This is a genomic window from Clostridium beijerinckii, from assembly GCF_036699995.1.
Lineage (GTDB): Bacteria > Bacillota > Clostridia > Clostridiales > Clostridiaceae > Clostridium > Clostridium helianthi.
This window is the reverse complement of sequence record NZ_CP144906.1, coordinates 1,291,111-1,313,847: the sequence shown is the minus strand read 5'-3', so window position 1 is coordinate 1,313,847 and position 22,737 is coordinate 1,291,111. Positions and strand designations below refer to the sequence as shown.

At 30.4% G+C, this 22,737-nt stretch carries 19 protein-coding genes; 3 read left to right on the top strand and 16 right to left on the bottom strand.

What is annotated here, in order from left to right:
- Positions 1 to 2: 2 nt before the first annotated feature.
- The 7 genes from nifU to PZA12_RS06095 all read right to left on the bottom strand — a co-directional run bounded on the left by nifU (position 3) and on the right by PZA12_RS06095 (position 8,107).
- On the bottom strand, positions 3 to 440 hold the full coding sequence (gene nifU, locus PZA12_RS06125) for a Fe-S cluster assembly scaffold protein NifU (RefSeq protein ID WP_011968440.1): 438 nt from the start codon (positions 438 to 440) through the stop codon (positions 3 to 5).
- A gap of 1 nt (position 441) precedes the next feature.
- Positions 442 to 1,623 carry a cysteine desulfurase NifS gene (nifS, locus tag PZA12_RS06120; protein ID WP_039772333.1) on the bottom strand — a complete coding sequence of 394 codons (1,182 nt, stop codon included), beginning with the start codon at positions 1,621 to 1,623 and terminating at the stop codon, positions 442 to 444.
- A gap of 2 nt (positions 1,624 to 1,625) precedes the next feature.
- Entirely contained in the window at positions 1,626 to 2,078 is a 453-nt protein-coding gene (locus PZA12_RS06115) for an RrF2 family transcriptional regulator (RefSeq protein ID WP_039772335.1), read from the bottom strand.
- Between the two features lie 122 nt (positions 2,079 to 2,200).
- Positions 2,201 to 3,445, bottom strand: coding sequence for a replication-associated recombination protein A (locus tag PZA12_RS06110; RefSeq protein ID WP_077868349.1), 1,245 nt, complete (start codon positions 3,443 to 3,445; stop codon positions 2,201 to 2,203).
- A 794-nt stretch (positions 3,446 to 4,239) separates the two neighbouring features.
- Positions 4,240 to 6,051, bottom strand: coding sequence for a hypothetical protein (locus PZA12_RS06105; protein ID WP_242984819.1), 1,812 nt, complete (start codon positions 6,049 to 6,051; stop codon positions 4,240 to 4,242).
- A 98-nt stretch (positions 6,052 to 6,149) separates the two neighbouring features.
- Positions 6,150 to 7,454 (bottom strand): hypothetical protein, encoded by a 1,305-nt coding sequence (locus PZA12_RS06100; RefSeq protein WP_103698089.1) that lies wholly within the window; start codon positions 7,452 to 7,454, stop codon positions 6,150 to 6,152.
- Positions 7,455 to 7,456: 2 nt separating this feature from the next.
- A complete protein-coding gene (locus PZA12_RS06095) occupies positions 7,457 to 8,107 on the bottom strand; it encodes a hypothetical protein (RefSeq protein ID WP_103698088.1) in 651 nt (216 codons plus the stop codon).
- Between the two features lie 292 nt (positions 8,108 to 8,399).
- Between PZA12_RS06095 and PZA12_RS06090 the strand changes: the two genes are divergently transcribed.
- Positions 8,400 to 9,602 carry an IS701 family transposase gene (locus tag PZA12_RS06090; protein WP_103699421.1) on the top strand — a complete coding sequence of 401 codons (1,203 nt, stop codon included), beginning with the start codon at positions 8,400 to 8,402 and terminating at the stop codon, positions 9,600 to 9,602.
- A 231-nt stretch (positions 9,603 to 9,833) separates the two neighbouring features.
- Positions 9,834 to 10,838 (top strand): N-acetylmuramoyl-L-alanine amidase family protein, encoded by a 1,005-nt coding sequence (locus PZA12_RS06085; protein ID WP_103697806.1) that lies wholly within the window; start codon positions 9,834 to 9,836, stop codon positions 10,836 to 10,838.
- Positions 10,839 to 11,061: 223 nt separating this feature from the next.
- Here the strand turns inward: PZA12_RS06085 and PZA12_RS06080 are convergent, their stop codons facing one another.
- The 9 genes from PZA12_RS06080 to PZA12_RS06040 all read right to left on the bottom strand — a co-directional run bounded on the left by PZA12_RS06080 (position 11,062) and on the right by PZA12_RS06040 (position 21,706).
- Positions 11,062 to 13,041: an ATP-binding cassette domain-containing protein gene (locus PZA12_RS06080; protein ID WP_103697807.1), complete on the bottom strand. Its 1,980-nt coding sequence runs from the start codon at positions 13,039 to 13,041 to the stop codon at positions 11,062 to 11,064.
- A 39-nt stretch (positions 13,042 to 13,080) separates the two neighbouring features.
- Complete coding sequence (gene galU, locus PZA12_RS06075) at positions 13,081 to 13,959, bottom strand: UTP--glucose-1-phosphate uridylyltransferase GalU (RefSeq protein WP_103697808.1); 879 nt, start codon at positions 13,957 to 13,959, stop codon at positions 13,081 to 13,083.
- A gap of 300 nt (positions 13,960 to 14,259) precedes the next feature.
- Positions 14,260 to 14,781, bottom strand: coding sequence for a VanZ family protein (locus PZA12_RS06070; RefSeq protein ID WP_103697809.1), 522 nt, complete (start codon positions 14,779 to 14,781; stop codon positions 14,260 to 14,262).
- A gap of 178 nt (positions 14,782 to 14,959) precedes the next feature.
- On the bottom strand, positions 14,960 to 15,187 hold the full coding sequence (locus tag PZA12_RS06065) for an acyl carrier protein (RefSeq protein WP_103697810.1): 228 nt from the start codon (positions 15,185 to 15,187) through the stop codon (positions 14,960 to 14,962).
- Positions 15,188 to 15,201: 14 nt separating this feature from the next.
- Positions 15,202 to 16,713: an amino acid adenylation domain-containing protein gene (locus PZA12_RS06060; protein WP_103697811.1), complete on the bottom strand. Its 1,512-nt coding sequence runs from the start codon at positions 16,711 to 16,713 to the stop codon at positions 15,202 to 15,204.
- A 42-nt stretch (positions 16,714 to 16,755) separates the two neighbouring features.
- The gene (locus tag PZA12_RS06055; RefSeq protein ID WP_103697812.1) at positions 16,756 to 18,120 is read right to left on the bottom strand and encodes a lipolytic protein G-D-S-L family; all 1,365 of its coding nucleotides are present in this window, start codon (positions 18,118 to 18,120) and stop codon (positions 16,756 to 16,758) included.
- Positions 18,107 to 19,705: an MBOAT family O-acyltransferase gene (locus tag PZA12_RS06050; protein ID WP_103697813.1), complete on the bottom strand. Its 1,599-nt coding sequence runs from the start codon at positions 19,703 to 19,705 to the stop codon at positions 18,107 to 18,109. The genes PZA12_RS06055 and PZA12_RS06050 overlap by 14 nt, the downstream gene beginning before the upstream one ends.
- A 1,322-nt stretch (positions 19,706 to 21,027) precedes the next feature.
- Entirely contained in the window at positions 21,028 to 21,423 is a 396-nt protein-coding gene (locus PZA12_RS06045; protein WP_078114816.1) for an HI0074 family nucleotidyltransferase substrate-binding subunit, read from the bottom strand.
- A complete protein-coding gene (locus tag PZA12_RS06040; RefSeq protein ID WP_242984796.1) occupies positions 21,410 to 21,706 on the bottom strand; it encodes a nucleotidyltransferase family protein in 297 nt (98 codons plus the stop codon). Before PZA12_RS06040 ends, PZA12_RS06045 begins: the two co-directional genes overlap by 14 nt.
- 468 nt (positions 21,707 to 22,174) lie before the next feature.
- On the opposite strand from PZA12_RS06040, the gene PZA12_RS06035 reads away from it, so the two are divergent.
- Complete coding sequence (locus PZA12_RS06035) at positions 22,175 to 22,726, top strand: hypothetical protein (protein ID WP_103697815.1); 552 nt, start codon at positions 22,175 to 22,177, stop codon at positions 22,724 to 22,726.
- Positions 22,727 to 22,737 lie beyond the last annotated feature (11 nt).

Genomic DNA, 22,737 nt, shown 5'->3' with positions numbered 1-22,737 from the left:
TATTACTCTTCTCCATGTACAGCCGCATGTAGATCTTCATCACTATGTTCTTCCATAGGTATTACTTCTAATCCATTTTTTGCTCTGTAATCATTTATAGCTTTATGAATTGCTTCTTCTGCAAGAACTGAACAATGCATTTTTACTGGTGGAAGACCATCTAAAGCTTCTGCAACTGCTTTGTTAGTTAATTCCCAAGCTTCATCTAATGTTTTCCCTTTAATTAATTCTGTAGCCATTGATGATGAAGCAATAGCTGATCCACATCCAAAAGTCTTAAATTTAACATCTTTAATGATATTATCTTCAACTTTTAAGTAGATTTTCATTATGTCTCCACACTTAGCGTTTCCAACTTCACCTACACCATTTGCATCTACTATTTCTCCAACGTTTCTTGGATTTTGGAAATGTTCCATTACTTTTTCACTGTATATCATATTAATTTTCCCCTTTCTTTAAAAAGTCATCCCATAATGGTGACATATTTCTTAATCTTTCAATAATTGGTGGTACAACTTCAAGAACATAATCTACATCTTCTTCTGTTGAACCTTCTCCCATACTAAGTCTTAATGATCCGTGAGCAATTTCATGAGGAAGCCCAATTGCAAGTAATACATGTGATGGATCTAAAGAACCAGAAGTACAAGCACTACCACTTGATGCACAAACCCCTTTAAAATCTAATGATAATAAAATCGATTCACCTTCAATAAATCTAAAACATACATTAACATTTCCAGGAAGTCTCTTATCTCCTCTTGGTCCATTTAATTTAGTGTATGGAACTTCAAGTAAACCAGCTATTAATTTTTCTCTTAACGCAGTTAATCTTTTCATATGCTCTTCCAAATTATTAGTAGCAAGTTCAAGAGCTTTACCAAGTCCAACGATAGAAGCAATATTTTCTGTACCTGCTCTTCTATTCTTTTCTTGAGCTCCACCGTGAATTAAATTATCAATTTTAATTCCCTTCTTTATATAAAGAACTCCAATACCTTTTGGTCCATAAATCTTATGACCTGCAAGTGATAACATATCTATATTCATTTCTTTAACATCAACAGGAACATTTCCAACAGCCTGAACTGCATCTGTATGGAAGAAAACTTTCTTTTCTCTACAGATTTCTCCAATTTCTTTTATAGGTTGAATTGTTCCTATTTCATTATTAGCAAACATAATACTTACTAAAATTGTCTTATCGGTTATAGCATTTCTTAAGTCATCTAAATTTATGAAACCTTCTTCATCAACATCTAAATATGTAACATCAAAACCATTCTTCTCTAAGTATTCACAAGTATGAAGAACTGCATGGTGCTCAATCTTAGTTGTTATTATATGGTTTCCTTTATTCTTATGAGCTGATGCGATACCTTTTATAGCCCAGTTATCAGCCTCTGATCCGCCACCTGTAAAATACACTTCATCAGGTAAACAGTTTAACGCCTCTGCTATCTGTTCTCTTGCCTTATCTATAGCTCTTTTTGTTTCTCTTGATATTCCATAAAATGAAGATGGGTTACCAAACTTTTCAGTAAAATAAGGAAGCATTTCTTCTAATACTTCTGGCTTTACATAAGTTGTAGCTGAATAATCCATATATACGTTCTTCATAATCATTCACTCCTATCCACTATCTTAATATTATTCTTATTGTTTTTAATTGTCTCATAATCATCAAGTATATCTTGTAATGTAATTGAGTTCATAACATCGTCTATGCTTCTTTTAATCTTCTCCCAAACTGCTTTGGTTGCACAGCAATCCGAGCTATCGCACTCAACACCATCAATACAATCTGCTATCTCAACTGGCCCTTCAAGAATAGTCATAATATCGCCAACCGTTATGTCTTTTGGCGGTTTACATAGAACATATCCACCTTGAGCACCTCTTATACTTCTAATCATATTAGCACGTCTAAGCGGGCTAAATAACTGTTCTAAATAGTATTCCGAAAGATTTTCTCTCTTTGATATAGTTTTTATTGAAACGGGGGCACCACCATAATTAGATGCTAAGTCAACCATAGCTCTAACTCCATATCTTCCTTTAGTTGAAAGTTTCATTATTTCTTCACCCCTTTTCGTTTTTTGTTGATATTTCTTTGTTTTTCTAGTATTATAAAAGATATATTAAATTCGCTTATATCTTACCAAAATACTCGGCTTTTGTCAAACGATAATTGCTATTATTTTTTTATTTCTGCCCAGTATTTCCTCAAACTCTCTTCATATTTATTATTTTGTTCATTATAATAAATCTTTCCAAGCAGTTCTTGCGGTAAATAACTCTGTTTTACATAATGATTAGGATAATCATGAGGATATTTATAGCCACCAACACCAAGGTTTGCTGCTCCAGAGTAATGAGCATCCTTTAAATGCATTGGAACATCTCCAAAGTTAATGTTTTCTAGATCACTCATAGCAGAATCTATCGCTAAGTATGCACTATTAGATTTAGGAAGCGTTGCTAAATATACAACTATTTCTGAAAGAATTATTCTTGCCTCCGGAAGTCCAACCTTTAGCGAAAGTTCTATTCCAGAATTAACAACAGATAATGCATTTGGAAATGCAAGACCAATGTCTTCTGCTGCAATAACAGATATTCTTCTAATTATAGCAGTTAGATTTCCTCCTTTAATCAATCTAGCTAGATAGTGTACTGCTGCATTAGGGTCACTGCCCCTTATACTTTTTTGAAGAGCACTTAATAAATTATAAAATTCATCTCCACTAGAATCAGCCCGCATACTTGATTGGCCTAGACTTTCAATATATTCGCTCGAAATAACTCTAACCTGCTTAACCTGAGAGTTTACAGCCAGCTCTAAAATATTATAAGCCTTTCTATAATCACCTTGAGAGATTTCTCCAATATACTCCAGCGCCTCATCTGAATATTCTATTTCTATCCCTTCATCTATAAGCTTTTGTATAGACCTCTTAAGACCAACTATTATGTCACCTGTAGTTAGAGGCTTAAAAGAGAATATATTACATCTGCTTATTATAGCTTTGTGTATAACAAAATATGGATTTTCAGTTGTACTTGCAATCAAAGTTATTCTTCCATCTTCTATAAATTCTAACAATGCCTGCTGCTGCTTTTTGTTAAAATGTTGAAGTTCATCAATATACAAAACAACTCCATTATAATTTAATAAGCTATCTATATTATTAGTTATGTCCTGAATATCCTTAACTGATGCAACTGTTGCATTTAATTTATAAAATTTCTTATCTACATAATTAGCCATTATATTCGCCAAAGTTGTTTTTCCAGTTCCTGGTGGTCCGTAAAATATGCAATTACATATGTTTTTTCCAGCTATCAAGTTATATAATGGCTTTCCTTGCCCTAATATATGCTGCTGACCTACAAAATCTTCTAATTTATTAGGTCTCATCAAATCAGCTAATGGTCTCACCTTTTCCACTCCTTTCTGCAATTATCGTTTTAAGACGTAATCCAAAGTAATAATAAATCTAACTTTAATTACTCGCTCTCAAAGTAAAATCTCACGCGACTACTGAGTCAGATGTTTTTTATAAATCTGACTTTTTAATCTCTGCGATAAAAATCTGAAAGACTAATTTGACATTCTATTTAGCAGCAGATATACATATCCTAGTAAATCCACTCCCACTGCCATATTACTTATGCTTAACCCAAAATCTTTTTGTTAGTTTTGGACTTCTCTTTTTCTTTAATGCCTCTTAACTTATATATATTTTACAATTCACAATTCGCAATTCACAATTCACAATTCACAATTACGTCTAGAATTCTTACAGTATTTTTTAGAATTATGATGAAGATTTATTTTTACAATATATATAACAAACTTTATTTTATATAGAATAAGGCACATGAAAATAAGTAACAAGTCTAAAGTTGCCATGGATATTTTTCATCAAGCAAGGAGACAAATCGCCCTCATAGCGGGCCTATTAGGTCAATTTGCCGACGTAGTATAATGGAAAATATCCTGGCAAATCGACTTGTTATTTATTGGATTGTGCCTAACACTTTCCCCAATATTTCTCTTCGCTAGAAATAAAAATAGCGACAAGTAATATTATAGCAGATATAAAAAAATAAGAAAGCAAACATAATAAATTATAGAACGTAAAAAATTTTTCCCTTATTTTTATTATAATTACAAAAAATATCCCCCACTAAACTATTAATTTAGCAAGGGATAATATTTTTATCTATTTGTTATTTTATTGTATTTACTGAAGTTACATATCCAACTTGTCCATTTCTATATACACGAGCAGTAGAATATACTATTGAATTTACCGGAACAGTATACTCGCCATTGTTATACTCTATATCTTTATCTGTTCCATCTGCATTAGTAACTAATATATCTTGTGTAACATAATCGTTTCCTGTTTTGCTGTTGTCAACTTTCTCATTAAATTTAACTTTAAAACTAATTTTTCCATCTGTAGATTCTTCATTAGCTTTATTTATAGTAACCTTTGCATAAGCTGCATACTTGCTGTTAATATCCTCTTGGAATGCACTATCATCCTCGATTTCAGTTAAATCTGTTGGAACTTTTGTTATTGTTTTTATTTTATCAGGAGACATAGCCACTCCTTCAACAGTTACTTTTACTCCTGCAATAGCTCCTACTGTTAATGGTTCTATACTCATTTCAGTATCAGCACCTAAATTGGCAGTTATAATTTTTCCTTTTCCTGTAACAGTTGTAGGAGCATTAACATTTAAATTAGCTACTGCCACTTCTGATCCAATATTAAATTTTGTATTTGTAGCTGTTCCTTTAATTAAAACAGTTCCTACTGAACCACTTTCTAAGTCTATAGATGCTCCTGCATTTTCAACTATTATGTTACTAATTGCTCCAGATATAGCTACAGGCGATGATGTTTTTACTGATACATTATCAAATTTTCCTTCAAGTACTGCTCCTGAAGATATTGCAGTATTTTTTATGCTGGCTTTTCCGTCTATAACAATATGAGCATCATTGTTTGCATCACTCACATTAAGATCTTTAATAGAAGAATTTCCTTGAACATGTAATGAATTACGACCTACATTAGATACATCAACACCATCTACTACTACATTGTCTAATATTACGTTACCTTCTCCAAAATTAATTGTTAGCTTTCCACTATTAATTTTCAAATTTTGTAGAATTAATGTATTTCCTGATACTGCAGATGCATTAATTGATATATTTCCATTTATTGTAGTAGTATTAGCTTCACTACTTCCACCAAATGTTCCGCTGGTATTATATATTGTATAATCCCCAGTATGAGTGCCTCCATCATTTAAATCTGATAGATATGATGATGACGATCCACCACCGCCATGATGATGTCCTGATGACTCTGTTTCTATCACATCAGTTGGATTTTGTGAACCTTGTGTTACAGCACTTCCATTACCATTAAATATTTTATCTGTAGTTGGTATTTTATCTCCTGTAGCTGCTCCAGTGCTATCAAAAGTATATGTTGTTCCATTGATAGTAACACTACCTGTTGCCATCGCACCATTTGCTGCAAGATAATAAACTTTTCCATCAACCTTAACTACACCTGTTTGCATTGCTCCTGATGATGATGCAAAGTACCATGCTCCTCCATAATTTATCCATCCTGTCTTCATTGCTCCTGATGATTGCATATAGTACCATGTACCTCCATCATTTACCCAGCCTGTTTTCATTGCTCCCCATGGTTGCATATAGTACCATGTACCTCCGTCATTTATCCATCCTGTCTTCATTTCTCCTGATGGTTGCATATAGTACCATGTACCTCCATCATTTACCCAGCCTGTTTTCATATATCCTACTGAATCAAAGTAATACCAGCTTCCATTTATAGATCTCCAGCCTGTAGAATACGAATCTCCTTCAGTATTCCACCAACCATTAGAATCTTGTTTCCATGCTGCTGATGCTCCTATTGGAGATAAAGCTGTTAACGTTAGTGTTGCCACTGTAACTGCAATTATTTTTTTTAATCTTGAACTCTTCATTACTATATTATCCTCCTTAATACTCTTCCTTTTTTAGTTATCAACTTATAAAATTTATTATTCAAAAATTATCTTTACTTAAATAAATAGTAAACATTTTACTTAATCAAATACTTCTTCGTTGGAATAAGCATAAGCAAACCAATAACAAGTGCTGCAGCCCCATATTCAGCTAGTACCATTAAACTATGTCTAACTATAGTATAAACAGTGTCTTTGATATAAACTGGACTAATATTAATATTTTCATAAATTTTTAGGAAGTAAACACTAGATGCTACAGCAACCAATATTAACCCAGCAAACAAAAATGCCATCCCTATGTATTTTAAACTAGAGTTTAACCCCTTAGCATTTATCTTTATTAATATAGCCATAATGAATATAGGTATCATAATAAATAACCAAAATAATCTATAAATTATTGATGTTACTTTAGCCAGTTTTTGAAACTTACTTGATTCTAAAACTTTATTGAAGTTCATTTTTTCAACTTCTTGATCGATACTTTTGCTTGCTTCATCCAACAATTTATTCTTTATGTTGTCTAGTTGAGTTTTAACACCTTTATTATCTTGTTTAGCACTTATAGAATCCTGATTTTCATTCTTTGATGACGTTGCATCTTTAGAACTTCCACCATTACTATCTTGTGCATTCACTTTACTATTACCATTACTATCCGCATTTGTTGTTGCCTCAGAGTTATTTTCACCCGAGCCATAATCATCAATTGTTATTCCATAACCAGCTAATATCTTTAAAGCTTGCTCTTCCGTTATGCCTTTTTTTGTTGCCTTCTCTATCGCTTCTTCTTCAGTTAATCCTTTTTCTTTTAATATTTCTCTTACCTTAGCTTCTGCTTCGCTTTTGCTCATTAGCTTCTCTACTTCTAAAGTATCTTGTCCATCTCTTGTTGTTTTCTTAAGATAATTCATTTCATTACCTTTTAAGCTACTTTTAGTATATGCCATATTTTTAACATAAAAATTACTATTAAAAGACAAATCGCCATTAGACGGCTTTAACATTCCATTTATAACAGTATCTAACATATCAGACACTCTTTGCTTATAAATAGATGTATCTGGGGGAGTAATATTATTTTCACCTGTTTTTAAATATTCTAAAACTCCATAAACCGCATTATTCGTTTCTCTTTTTATATCCTCATCTGTTATTATTGATTTTTTTATGTCAAAATTGATATTTTTAGAACTTAAAAGATTATCTATTTTTTTATAAATGGAGTCTTTAACTTCTGCATAAACGCCACTTTTATCAAATATGCTTAAATAAGTAGATTCATTTAAAATTACATACTTTAGAAATATAGACACAATAGCAAATACTATGCTAAATACTAATAATACTTCAACAGTTTTTAGCAAATTAGTTTTCATTATTATTTAACTACTGATTTAAAAAGCTTTGCATACCCAGTCAACTCAGAGGCATTGTTATAAAGAAAGTCACTAATTTTATATGCATCCCCTGAATCAAGTTGAAGAATTACTTTACTATCTTTCATAATTGACATAGATATATTTCCATTAATATTTTTTCCAAATAATACATCTAAATCAGGATTCTTTTCATTTACTAAATCTTTGATATCACCTTCGAGTTCATATTTATCAATCCCTGTTTGTCCATTTTCGATATCTCTTAATCTATCTGCTACACTTCTAACTTCTTCTACTAATTTATCAATATCGTCTTTGCTGAAATTATCAACAATAACTCCTGCATTCTCTACAAGAGATTTATCACCCGAAATAAAACCTAATGCTTTATTTAGGTTAGGATATTTTGTTTTATTCCCTTCATATTTGCTTATTATTGTTTTAAATTTTTCGATATTAATAACATCTCCAACTTTTGTACTTCCATTAACATCGTAAGCTAATGGACTTTTATTTGATATAAACATACCGATCATATCATTTTGAACTTTTTCCTTACTAGGTCTATCAGCCGCGAATGCCCCTATTGAAGTGGATGTAGCTACTACTAATCCAAGTGCTCCCATTGATAATAATTTTTTCATTTTCATTCTTATTTTTCCCCTTTCAATATTTTAACTATATTCTCTTCCATATAACAGTATACATATTCTATAATATATCATTTATGGGTCAATTACAATATTTTTTCCACGTTATGCCCATATATGAATAGTTTTTCAATTAAAAATTGCTATTTATTTCAATTTTCTTATTTTATACTATAATAGTGCAAAAACACTTGAATAATTTTACAACTGAATAAAATAAAAAAACATCTATGATAAATCCTTGTTATAATTGAGTTACCACACAACAATGACAGCAAGGAGCTATACATAAATGTTTCAGAACACAATTATATCAGATGAGCTATCAATATACAATTTTTTAAAACAACTAAATTTTGATTTTTACTTAACTAAGCCTCAATTAAGGCATTTAGAAAATATAATGAATGCTATGATATCAAAAGGTTATAACGGTAAAATTTCCGACATAGCGGAGCTTGTTCCTTCGAAACATCGAACTAGTATTACTAGATTTTTTTCAAATAGTAATTGGAATGAAAAACTTTTAGAAAGAGCATTAAAAGCATATATCATAGAACTTATTTGGGCTAAATCAAGAGAATCCAAACAGCCAATATACTTTATTATTGATGACACTATTTCTGAAAAGACAAAGCCCTCGTCAAAGGCTAAAAATCCAATTGAAAAGTGTTCGTTTCATAATTCTCATTTAAAAGGTAAGAATGTATATGGTCATCAAATAGTAGTTTCTTTACTATCGTGTGACGGATTAGTGCTACCATACTCAATTGATATCTATGATAAAGAATATATGAGTAAAATAGAATTAACTCAAAAATTAATTACAACACTTCCAAAGCCTGAAAATAAAGGCTATGTGTTAGCAGATAGTTGGTATAGTTGTAAGGATATTTTTAATGCTTCTGAAAAAGCCGGCTATAGCTATATTGGTGCTTTAAAAACTAATAGGGTCATTTTTCCGTATGGCCATGAAAGACTAGGAATAAAACTTCATAAGTTTGCTACATTATTAAAGATTGAAGACTTTGACCTCGTCACCGTCAAAGACAAGCAATACTACATTTACAATTATGTTGGCAACTTAAAAGATAGAAAGAATGTTTCTATTGTTTTAAGTTATCCTAAAGATGCTTTCCAAAAAGATGGCGCATTGAAAACTTTTATTTCCTTAGAGAAATCATTAGCACCGTTAGATATTTTAACTCAATATACCGACCGATGGGCAATCGAACCATTTTTTAGAGATTGCAAAACGTACTTAGGACTAGATGGATATCAAGTAAGAAGTGGAAAAAGCATTAATAGATATCTAATTATAATGTTAGTAAATTATACTTATTGCAAAATATACTGTATTGATTCTCTTCACTTTAATACTGGATATAAAGCTGCTAAAAAAAATTTAGAAAAGTCCAAAGTAATATATATTTACAAAGCTGCCGCAAGCGGTACGCCGATAGAAAAAATTTTTGAGTCATTAAAAATAGCTTAAGAATCTGTTTTTTTATTCAACTGTAAAATTATTCAAGAAAAACTGCACTATTATAGTTTTATATATTAATTACCCTTCCATCATTTATAATAATTTGAAATTTACATGTTTAAATGGTAAATTATATATATGTATATTTCAAACTTCACATAGTTATACATATGTAATAGAATCGAATACGCTATTGTGAATTTTGAGCATAACTAATTAAGTATTTTGAGGAGTGTTAAAATGAAAAATCTTAAATTAAAAAACTTAGTTTTTGCAGCTGCAATAACCCTTATAGCTACTGCTGCTGTTATAATGCCAACAAAAGCATCAGCTGCTTGGAGACAAGCTGATAATGGTAGCTGGAGCTACAGTGATGGAGATACTACAGTATTTGGTTGGAAATTAATCAATGGTAGCTGGTATTTTTTTGATTCAAATTCTGTAATGAAAACAGGCTGGGTTAATGATGGTGGCAAATGGTATTACTTAGCATCATCTGGCGAAATGAAAACTGGCTGGATTAGCGATGGCGGTAAATGGTATTATACTAATCCATCTGGAGATATGCAAGCTGGCTGGCTTTTAAACAATGGAGCTTGGTATTATCTAAATTCATCTGGAGATATGAAAACTGGCTTACTTGAATTAAACGGTAAAACTTATTATTTAAGTGACTCTGGAGCAATGAAAACCGGAACTATAACTATTAACGGCGTAAGTTATACTTTTGGTCAAAATGGCGAAAAAGTAACTACATCTACAGCAAATCAAAATGCTACTACAAGTACTACTAATACAGCAACATCTACTTCATCAGGAGGTTCTGGCGGATCAGGTGGATCAGGTGGTAGTTCATCTGGTAATTCTGGATCAAAGGATGATACCGATTCGTCATATGAAGATTTATATAGAACTTGGACTGTTGGCGATGTTGTTTACAAGGGTACTAAATTAGATGATGAAACAATAGCTTTATGCGAAGGAAAAAGCATAACTATTGATAGTAATTCAATAACCTTTAATGACTATAATACAACTGTTCCTGTTCCATCAATAAAAAAAGGAACTATGACTTCTTCTGATTTCTACAAAAAATATAAGATAAATGTATCTGGCGATAAAGTAACATCATATTCTACCACTATAAAAGTCGAATTATTGCAAAAAAGTGCATCTGTAACTGTTTATATCACTAACGGACAAGCATATGCTTTATTAGGCGGGGCTCTTTTTGAATTAAATTAAAAGAAATAAACCTTTGGAGGTTAGGCATCCAAAGGTTTATTTTATATATATGTTTCAATGCACGATTCTCAATTCACAATGCTCAATTTATAATTCACATTTCACATTTCACAATTCACGATTCTCAATTCACGATTCTCAATTCACAATTACAGCTAAATTTTTTCCAATATTTTTAGAATTATAATGAAGAATTATTTGGACAATATATATTACATATTATCTATTCTCTTCTTAAAGATTCTACTGGATCTAATCTGGCTGCTTTATTAGCTGGCAATAATCCCGCTAGAACGCTTATAACAATGCTTAATGTTAATCCAAAAGCAGCATATGACTTCTTTATCAAAACTAAATTGATGCCAAATAATTTAATTGACTTGATATTTATTCCTCTCATTAATGCATATGCAAAAGCAAGTCCAATAATCCCGCTAAAGCAGCCAATTAAGAACGCTTCTAAAACAAAAATCTTTCTTATATCCTTTCCACGTCCCCCTATGGCTTTAATTATGCCTATTTCCTTAGTTCTTTCTACAACGCTAATATACATAATCACTACAATCATAATTGCAGATACCACCAAAGATACCGCTGAAATTCCTGATAATACATAAGTTAAAATACTTATCATTGAATTGAACATATTTAACATTTGCTCTTGTGAAGACCCTGAATATCCAAGTTCCTTAACCTTTTCTTTTATTCCATCAGTATATTTTTCACTAGGTGTATTTAAATACATTACATTAGACTTTAATTCATATTTATTCTCTGAATACCAGTTTTCTAAATCTGAATAGTTTAAAAAGACAGACTTCATAATTGAAGTTAAATCTCCACCAGCTGTAGTATAAATTCCGCTTACAACAAATTCTTTTTTTAATACCTTTTGATTTACTAAAATGCTCAAAGTCACCTTTTTACCAATGACGTCTTCTCCAACTTTATCACTTATAGTTTTATTTATCAGTATCTCTCCATCCTTAGGTAATGTTCCTTCTTTAAGATTTGATTCTGTTATATTTGAAGATATGGTTGAAAGCCTCATGACATTGCTTCCTTTTCCATTATAGCTTAAGGAATCTGCTCCTAAAGATATTTCATTAAATCCCCTTTCTATAGAAGATACATTTTCTATTTCTGATAGCTTTTTTATATCTTCTTCTTTAAATGGAGTTTGTTTATTAATGTCAGGCTTCTGTATAGTCGCAATATCTAAGTCAACTGTTTCAGAATCATCACTAGGCATATTAACCTCTATTACTAGAGGATTAACATAACTATTCATAGTTCTATTAAAATAAGCCTTAATTCCATTTCCAAAAGCCAGCATCAAGATAAGACTCATTATTCCTATGCTTGAGCCTATAGAAATAAATATATTTCTTATTGCCTTTTCCTTCATATTAGTAAGTGCCAGCTTTATTGCATTAAAAGAATTTAAACTTTTTCCCCTTTTCCTAATATATCTGCTTCCTTCATAGCTCTTCTCATCGCCAACAGCAGCTTCCAATTCAAAGGATTTATTATCCTCATTTATACTTCCATCAGCTATTTTAATTACTCTGCTGCAGCAAGATGCTACTTTTTCAGAATGAGTAACCATAATCACAAGTTTACCAGCTTTAGCTATACTCTTCATTATTTCTAGAACCTGCATTGATGTCTTTGAATCCAGACTTCCTGTAGGTTCGTCTGCAATAATTATTTCAGGATCATTCACTAATGCTCTTGCAATAGCTACCCTTTGTTTCTGACCTCCTGATAACTGATTAGGCTTCTTATTTATATGATCTTTTAACCCCAGTTCTATTAACAATTCTTTTGCACGCTTAACTCTCTCTTTTTTCTTTACATTAGATAGCGTCATAGCTATTGCTACATTGTTTAAAATAGATAAATGAGGTATTAAATTAAAGCTTTGAAAGACAAACCCAATCTTATTTTTTCTATACTCATCAAGCTCTCTTTTCTTAAACTTTTTAATATTATCTCCGTTTACAAATAATTCTCCATTATATTTAGAATCCAATCCGCCTATTAAATTCATTAATGTAGACTTCCCACTACCTGATTCCCCTATAATCGCCACTAATTCGTTTTTGTCAAAAGATAAATTAATATCTTTTAACACATAAACTTTTTCACTACTTTTTACTTTATAATATTTGCTAATATTTTTTAAACTTAATATACTCATTATTTTCCTCTTTAATTAATTCAACTTAAATTTCAAAACTTAAATAACTATACTCTTTAAGTAATCAGTAAATCCATCTCTAAGTTCTGAATTTCTTAATGCGTATTCTACTGTAGCTTTTAGATATCCAAGTTTATCTCCCACGTCATATCTTATGCCTTCAAAGTTATATGAATAAATTGCTTCCTCTTTAAGCAATTCTAATAATGCATCTGTAAGCTGTATTTCATTACCTTTTCCAGGTTTAATTCTGCTTAACACATCAAATATTTGTGGTGTTATTATGTACCTTCCAAGAATTGCAGTATTAGATAAAGCATCTTTAATATTTGGTTTTTCCACTAATCCCTTAACCTTTGAAACTCTATCCTCAATTTTTATTCCATTAACTATTCCATACCTTGATACATGCTCTGGTTCTACTGCTTGCACTCCTAATATACTTGTTTTATATTCACTATAACAATCTATAAGCTGCTTTAAACAAGGCTTTTGGTACTCATTTGTATAAACAATATCATCTCCAAGCAATACTGCAAAAGGCTCATTTCCTACAAATGCCCTAGCACAATAAATAGCATGTCCTAATCCTCGTGGTTCTTTCTGTCTTATGTAATGAATATTTGCCATACCTGATATATCCCTGACTATCTTTAGTAACTCATCCTTATTATTTTTAGCTAATTCTGCTTCAAGTTCCACTGACTTATCAAAATGATTTTCAATGCATGTTTTGTGCCTTCCAGTTATAATAAGAATTTCTTCAATTCCAGAAGCTATTGCTTCTTCCACAATATACTGAATTGCTGGTTTATCTACTATAGGTAGCATTTCCTTAGATTTTGCTTTAGTTGCTGGAAGAAACCTTGTACCTAATCCTGCCGCAGGAATTATCGCTTTTTTTATTTTTTTACTCATGATTATGTCCCCCATATTAGTCATCTTATCTTTTTTTGTCAATTATATCCTATTTATAGTATAACATGAAATTTTATTCTATTGTGAAATTATTTTAACAACTGGTGAAGCAACGAGAATTTTAAATCAACCTTGCCCTAATAAATTATAAAAACAAATATATATATTTTGTGATAGTTTCATAGCTTTTCGGAATCAAATATTTATAATTTCGGTAAGTCATACATAAATGCAGTTTTAAATTTGGTATCTATACATAAAGAAAAAAGCACGTAATTTTTTAACTACGTACTTTTTTCTTTATAATCTATTTCTTTTATAAATCTTATAATAAGAAAAATAAAATAATCCCAATCCAATCAACGCTCCCATAAAATCAACCAAAATGTCACTAACTAATGAAGTCCTTCCTGGTATAAAAGATTGATGGAACTCATCAGTTACAGCATAAAATAAACAAATAAACAATATGTAAATTATCATACCTTTTCCACTTTTATTATAGGAAAAAAATGCACCACAAACTAGAATCGCTAGTACCATATACATAAATGCATGAGCATTTTTTCTTACTATATGATCTAAGTTACTTGCTTCTGCCTGCTGAACATTAATGTTGTTCTTATTTTGCTGTGAGCTGTTGCTGTTATTTACTGCTTTATCTTTATTTTCAGATTGTGACTTTTCCTGATTTCCTTGAGCATTTTCAATTATGTTAACCACCTTAGTGCTTTGTTCATGAGAAATTGTTCCGTTATTTCCTGACATATAAAATATAAATCCCATCCAGAACAAACATAAAAGTATAACAATTTTTTTCAAGTGACCACCTCTTTTTAATTAGACCGTTTGTAAATTTCATTTCAATAGTGTTGATAATTATCTTATATTATACCCCATATATCACTTGCTTAAAACAAAATTTGCACTAAACATAATTTAGTGCAGTACTTTTATATAATTATAATTTTCAATCTCGCCATCTAACTTATAATAAAATTTATTCCTCTAAAAGACGCTGTATCAAGTTAAAAATTGCTTCTGCGCTATTAAAATTTTCAGGAACTATTTCAATTGCAGGAACTTCAATATCATATTCTTCATCAATTACATTAACAATTTCAACAATATCAAATGAATCCAAAATCCCTTCATCAACTAAAGTTGTGCATGTACTAAAATCAACATCATCTCTAACACCTTGTAATAATTCAATTAACTTTTCCATAATAGCTCTCTCCTTTATTTTACATATTCTTCTATTAGCTTTTTACGATCAATTTTTCCATTCATATTGAGTGGCATAGTGCTTCTGTTATAGCAGACATTAGGCAGCATATAGCGTGGCAGCTTTTTCTTTAAATTCTGAGATAGTTTTTTAGTCTCCAAGTTCCCTGAATATACAGCAACAATTTGATCACTTTCCTTATTATATAGACAGCAACACATGTCCACGTCTTCTAATGCACTCATTGCATTTTCTATTTCGCCTAATTCTATTCTATTTCCCATATGTTTAATTTGAAAATCTTTACGTGAAACATATACTAATTCTCTATTTTCATTCCAGTAAACTAAATCTCCTGTACAATAAACAGTTTCAGGATAGCTCTTATTTAATGGGTTTTGAATAAATGCTTCCCTTGTTTTTTCTGGATTATTATAATATCCACAAGCCAAGAACGATCCACGAATTAACAATTCTCCAACTTTTCCACATTCCTCAACAAGTTGTCTATCTTCATCCACAACCAAAGCATCTACATTATCACATGGCACCCCTATTGGGATAGGTTCATCATCATTAAACTCTCTATCAACTATATAATATATCCCTATATCTGTAATTTCAGTTGGTCCAAACAAATTTGCATATACCGCATCCGGAACATGTCTACGCCATATATTAAGCTGTTTAGTAGGCATTGTCTCTCCTGCAAATAAAACGTTCTTTAAATGAGGCAGCTTAATGACATCTAAGGCTCCTAAATTAGCCACTATGCTTAATGCAGATGGAACCCAATAAATTGTGTTAATTTCTTTTTCTTTTAAGAATTCAAGTAATTTTACTGGAAATGAAAATAACATTTTAGGAATAATATATAATGTTGCTCCACTTCGAATAGTTGAAAATATATCTAGTACAGACATACTAAAATAAAATGGTGTCTGATTTCCAAAAGTAGTATTTTCATTCAACTCAAAAGTTTTAACTACCCAGTCTGCATAATCAATTACAGATCTATGACATACAATAACACCTTTTGGAATCCCTGTTGATCCGCTTGTAAAGAGGATGTACAAAGGATCAGTATCGATCATTTGTCTTCTTGCAGTCTCTAATTTTTCTTCATTTTGTGGTAACATATGAATTTCATCATACAATACCTTTATGCAATCCGTTTCTATAAGCGAAAGATATTTTTCTGTTTTGTCATCATAAATTATAGCTGCTGGCTTCAATGTATCTAATATTATATTAATACGCTCCACAGGCATTTGAGCATCCAGTGGAACATAAAAACAACCTGCATACGCTGCACCCATAAATGCTGAAATATTTCTTGAGCCTTTTTCCATATAAACAACAACAGCTTTACGCATACCTATATTTTCTATCAAAAAGCTCCCAATACTTTTAGCTGCTTCAACCAATTCATGATAAGTTAATTCATATTTGCCATCAGAAAAAGCAACTTTATTAGGAAAGTTCCTTTCTGAGCTTTCAAGATAAGATAAAATACTTTTTTCCATAATATTTCCTCCATAATCTATTTTTTCATAGCTTACTTTACATTATCTTTTATATAACTCTTCTTTGGAGACATCTTCATCATAATGACGAATAACTTCATTATTATTAGATCCTTTTGCCCTAGCATTTACTCGTATTTTAAACTTCTTATAAGACTCGGAATCAAAAACAAAATCTGGATTTTTATCATAATCTCGTATGATATGCTCCTGTCCAGTTTCTGAATCTAGTAATACAAATTGGTATTCTGGTGTAACTTTAGATCCATGAAGAGAATCCCCTGATAGTGTTATAATACTACCATTCTTTTTCCAATTAAACCACGCAGATGAAACATAATCTATTGATGCATAATACTCATCTTGTTTGTAAAAATATTTGCTCATATCGTCACCATTTTCGCGCATTTTTAGGAAAGATGCCAGTGATTTAGAGAAAGCCTCTGCGCCATTAGTATTCAAGTGTTCAGTATCAGAAAAATAATTATTTTTTAACTTAAACACTTCTGGTTTAATTAAGTTATAGTTGTAATATTCAATATTTAAATCCTTTGCTATATCTGCCACCTTCTTATCAAATTCAAAGTAATTTTTCACTCTGAGAATTTGAAATGTAGGAAATGGTGTACTTAGAAGGATTAGCTCACAATTGTTCTCCTTACATAATTGTGATATCTTTTTTAAATATTCCGTATCTTTTGTATTTATATCGCTTATATTTTTATTAGCCGGAGGCAGTTTTAAATTATCGTAATTTAGAGTTCCCTTTTCATCACTAGGATCAACCTTTACAAATCCTTTTCCTACATAACCATTTTTATTGTTTTCCATAGCTTCTACTTGTCCTGGCTTTGGATAATCTGTATAAAAAGAATCAAACTTTCCATAAATATTGTTTACAACATCAAGAGGTGATTTTACATCATATCCACGCCACGGAAATAGCCTGTCTAAATAAGAACCATCTTGAGACGATGCAAAATAATATTCAAGCTTATTTAAAAATGATTTCATATATAAGGAAACTGCAAGAAATACTATTGGCTTTTCTTCCTTGCTGGTAAAATTATCTGGATCAACAGTTAAAACAATTAGTTTAGGCTTATGATAATTAAACATTTCTTTCAGTGAATAGTAAGTCCCTACAAACATCTGCTGAGAAAATGCATAATTAAAAGTATTTACTCCTAATTCCTTATCCATAATATATGGGTTGATATCCCTATTAGATAGGGAAGCGCCTGCAAATACCACATCAAAATCTTTTTTATCGGAATACATTTCACGCATAGTCATTCGTGAATAATTACCTTTTGGTACTAGGGCAAATGCTAAACCATAACTTAAAATAATGAAAACCATTATAAATATTATTCCACTAAACCATTTATATTTAAAATTGCGCATACATAAATCCTCCTAGCAAATTTCCAGAACTAGCATCAAAGCTTATGACAGCAAAAATTAATGCATAAAATACTGCCCACCTAAAAACTAAATTTTGCTTAGATAAAAATTCACGTATCTTTACTCCTCTTTCTTGTAATACACTTACTGCAACTAAAATAATAGTTGCCCAAAATAAAATTCTAAAATCCTGCTCTTTAAGTCCAAGTTTATAAATTGTACCATCAAGTAATTGAGTAACTTTAAAATTTGCTACGGTATTATGTAACATGTAAAGTGAAGAATTCAGATTACTTGCCCTATCAAAATACCATCCTAAATTTACAATAAAAAACGTTCTTAATATCCTAAACAAGTGATATGAGAAGCATTCAGTATTTACTTTAGTTACCCTTTTTAACCATTCATAAAAAGGTTCTGCAATAGTGCTAAAGGCAATCACAATACCGTTATATAATCCCCACGCTATATAATGCCAATAAGCTCCATGCCAGATGCCAACAACTAAAAATACCACTAAGTTAGAAAATGCAACTGGGATGATTCTTCCTGCTTTCCTTCCAAGATGTTTATTTGCTAGTTTTGATACCTTAGACATTTTCTTTGAAAGAGCTAGAGGATAAAATATATAATCGCGCATCCAAGCACCTAGGGTAATATGCCACCTACGCCAAAATTCTGATAGTGAAGTTGAAAAATAAGGTCTTCTAAAATTCACAGCCATATTTATTCCGAGCAATTCAGAGATTCCCATAGCCACATCAATTCCACCTGAAAAATCTGCATATTGCTGCAGCGAATAGAATAAAATTCCTACTACTGTAATTGCACCACCATAATTATCATAGTTCTTAAATGTTTCATTAACTAATGTAATTGCTCTATCTGCAATTACCATCTTCTTAAAAAGTCCCCATAAGATCAATTGCAGCCCATATTTAAATTTCTGCCAATCAAATCTTCGAGTCTTGTATAGCTGTTCTGATAATTTATCAAATCTATTAATAGGGCCTTGTACAATTTGAGGAAAAAATGAAATAAACAGTGCAAATTTAAATAAGTTTTTTTCTGCTTTATATTTTCCATTATATACATCAATTAGGTATCCCATAGACTGAAAAGTATAGAAAGATATTCCTAATGGTAGTAACAAATTCAACTTCATTGGTACTGCTCCATGATGAGTTACTATGTTAAATAATCCTGTAATGTTTTTTGATAAAAAATCAAAGTATTTTAAAAACGCTAGAATTCCAAAATTACTTAATAAAACACACCAGAAAATTATTCTTTGCTTTTTCTTTGCTAAAGTCTTTATTTGTTTCTTGCTTTCAGGTGTCAGCGTTTCTTTTCTTTCACTTAATTCAATCTTCATATTTTCGCTAATTTTACTTATCATAATTGTTCCAATCCAGACCGTCAAAGTCGTAAAAATTATATATCCAACAGTCTTTATACCAGCAGATACATAAAAAATATAACTTCCAATAAGTAAACATATCCATTGAAACTTCTTAGGCAAAAAATAATATGCCAAAATCAATATAAATAAAAAAATACAAAAATTAAATTGCAAAAACGACATTGTTCCACATCCTTATAAAGAGATTAATATACATGTTTCAAAAGTTTAATTCATAAAAATTTATCTTAAAATATATACTGCAATGCACAATTCAGTTCATAATGCACAATTTACAATTCACAATGCACAATCATAGCTATAATTCTTGCAATATTTTTAGAATTATGATGAAGAATCATTTTTTCAATATATAGTTTTATAAAGAATGAATTATACTATTTAAACTTATATATGGCAAAAAATATTTAATATCCAAACATTTTTTATTATAGCACTTTATAACATTTGTTCCATATGTAAACTAACAAATATAAGAATTTTTTAATACTTTTGTACTATAGATATCCAACTTGAGATATAGACTTATGCATATAGTACACCGAAAGAAGAAACATTGTTGCTTCGCAGGACTATAAAAATTTCGCTGAAAGTGCTAAATTGCAGGTTATCGCAACTTATGCTTGCTCCCACCTTCAGTGTGACAAGCATAAGTAGGACAAACTACAATAAGGCACTTTTAACAGCTCATTTTTAAATGCCTGCTGCGCAAAAATGTTTCTACTTTCTAGTATGGCATATATTTCAAGGTATAAGTAAATTTCAAGTTGTGGATATAGATAAACAATTTAAGAATTCAACTTATTAGATAAATGTATTTACAAATTTACTAAAACTTTAAGTTCATATCTTCACTAGAAATCATAAATATATTTGTGAAGAAAACATTTGAAAATGAGCTGTTAAAGGTTCTTAGCTGTAGGTTGTTCCATTTTAGCTTGTGAAGTGAGAGTCCAAAATTTTATTTTGGGTTCTCGAACTTCCTCAGCGAATGTAATGAGTCGAGCTTCCCTCGGAAAGTTGGAGCATGCTAAAGTGGCTACAACCTGCTGCTTAGAACCTTCAGCGATATTTTCATAGCTTTTCGGAATCAAAATATTTATGATTTCGGCGAGTTATATGCATAAGTTGGGGTATCTATAGTCCACATATTATTCCACAAAAAATACGTTGTATCGACGGTAAGTGGTATACCCGTCGGTACAACGCATTGATATTTCATATGTATATTGAAAATATTTTTATTTATGTAATATCCTGATCTAAATTTCAGTATGAAACTATGTATTAATTTTGCATTATTTTTAATCCATATTTAATTCTGGCTTCCATATGGTTACTTGATTCTTTCCACTTCGTTTTGATTTTAATGATGCTTTATCTGCATTATTAATCAAATTTTTATCTTTTACTTTATAGCTGTTTCTGATTGCATCCTTCATAAACTTTGGCTAAGTAAACACATCCACAACTCCATAAATTCTTTATAAAAGCTTTTCTAAATTTTCAACCAATTCTCCTATTGCATTAACATATTCCTTTACTATTCTACTAGCAATTTCATTTGCCAAACTTTCATTATATATATGTGATGTAGAATTTCTATCTTCTAATAAACTAATCCAAACTTTATCATCTGATATTAGATTATTTACATATGCTTTTTTATAAATTGTACGTGGAAATGAATTTTCAAGAGTTACCCCCAAATATTTCATAAATTCTCTAAGTGTCTTATGAGTAAGTTCATATGTAAATTCAAATCTTTGAATCAAGCTATCCCTTATTATGTCGTTCTTTCCATCATATAATCTGCTTACTTCAACAAGTCTATCATAAGCTTTCTTTAGATTCATATATTTAAAATCAATGCTTCTCATAAATAATTATCCCCTCTTTTTCAACTTGTTCAATGAAAAATTCATCATTAATATCTTTCATATCTGAAAAGTCAAATTCTAATAAAGTACTTGTATTCATTTCTATGTCTTCAATAAATTCAGATATTGAATTTTCACAATACAAAGCCAGATCAATATCACTTTTCGGCAAATTATCTCCTCGTGCTCTAGATCCAAAGAGAATAACTTTATTAATACTTTTATGCTTATGGCATATTTCTAATATCTCATCAATAATTTGCTGTTCTAAATTCAAACTCATCGCTCCTTTGGCTTGTCACACCTAACATACATAATATTATACCCTATTAATTATTTACTTAAAACAAGAAATGTACTAAGCAATCTTTTATTCCTGCCAATATTAAATTCTACCATAGTATATTCTATGTAAGTTTTCACTCATCTACCTCAAACCCTCATTTTTCCTATAAATATTTACATATTTAAATATTTTCCTAGGTAAATATTTTTCTATAAACATACTTACCTAGAAAAATATATTCCCATAAACCTATTTTCCTAGAAACATTTAAACCTATTTTTATTCTAAAATATGAACCTAGAAACCTATGAATATATAAAAAAATTTAAATTTTTTCATATTAAACTATTTATATATTTTAATATTTGCATATATCTTATATGAAGGGGTAAATAATTTTGAATATGATAAGGCTTATATAATCTATTATTTCTTCGCATTTTAATACATAGGGAGGAATTATGAATGAACATGTCTGTAAAAAAATCTAAGGTCAAGGGCGAAATTAAGGATGATTTTTCCATTGAAGAAAATGAATCTGGTGATATATTTACCTTCTCAGAGGGAGAACTTAAGTTAGATGGGACTCTTTTAAAATCATTTTCTTTTGATTCTGATGAAGAACTTATTGAACATCCTGCACCACCCACAATTCACGATAACACCACCACCACCAACAATAATAATAATAATAATAATAATAATAATAATAATTACAGTAACAATTATAGTGCTAATGCTGCACCTAATTTAAATTCTCATGATATTCCATGTAATCCTAATGACAAAAATGAAATTTTAGACCACAGAACTTTAAAAGTTAATCCAAATGGAAGAACCCCATCTGTTGACGGGGAAGCTTTTGATATGGTAAGAAGTTATACTTTAAGACGCTCCACTGTAAGAATCTTAAGTAAAATTAAAGCCATTCATATTGATGATAATGTTTATTTAAATACCATTGTTGATGAAGCTATTCGTTACTATTATGAATACCTTAAAACTCAAAACAATTAACTTAATCTTCC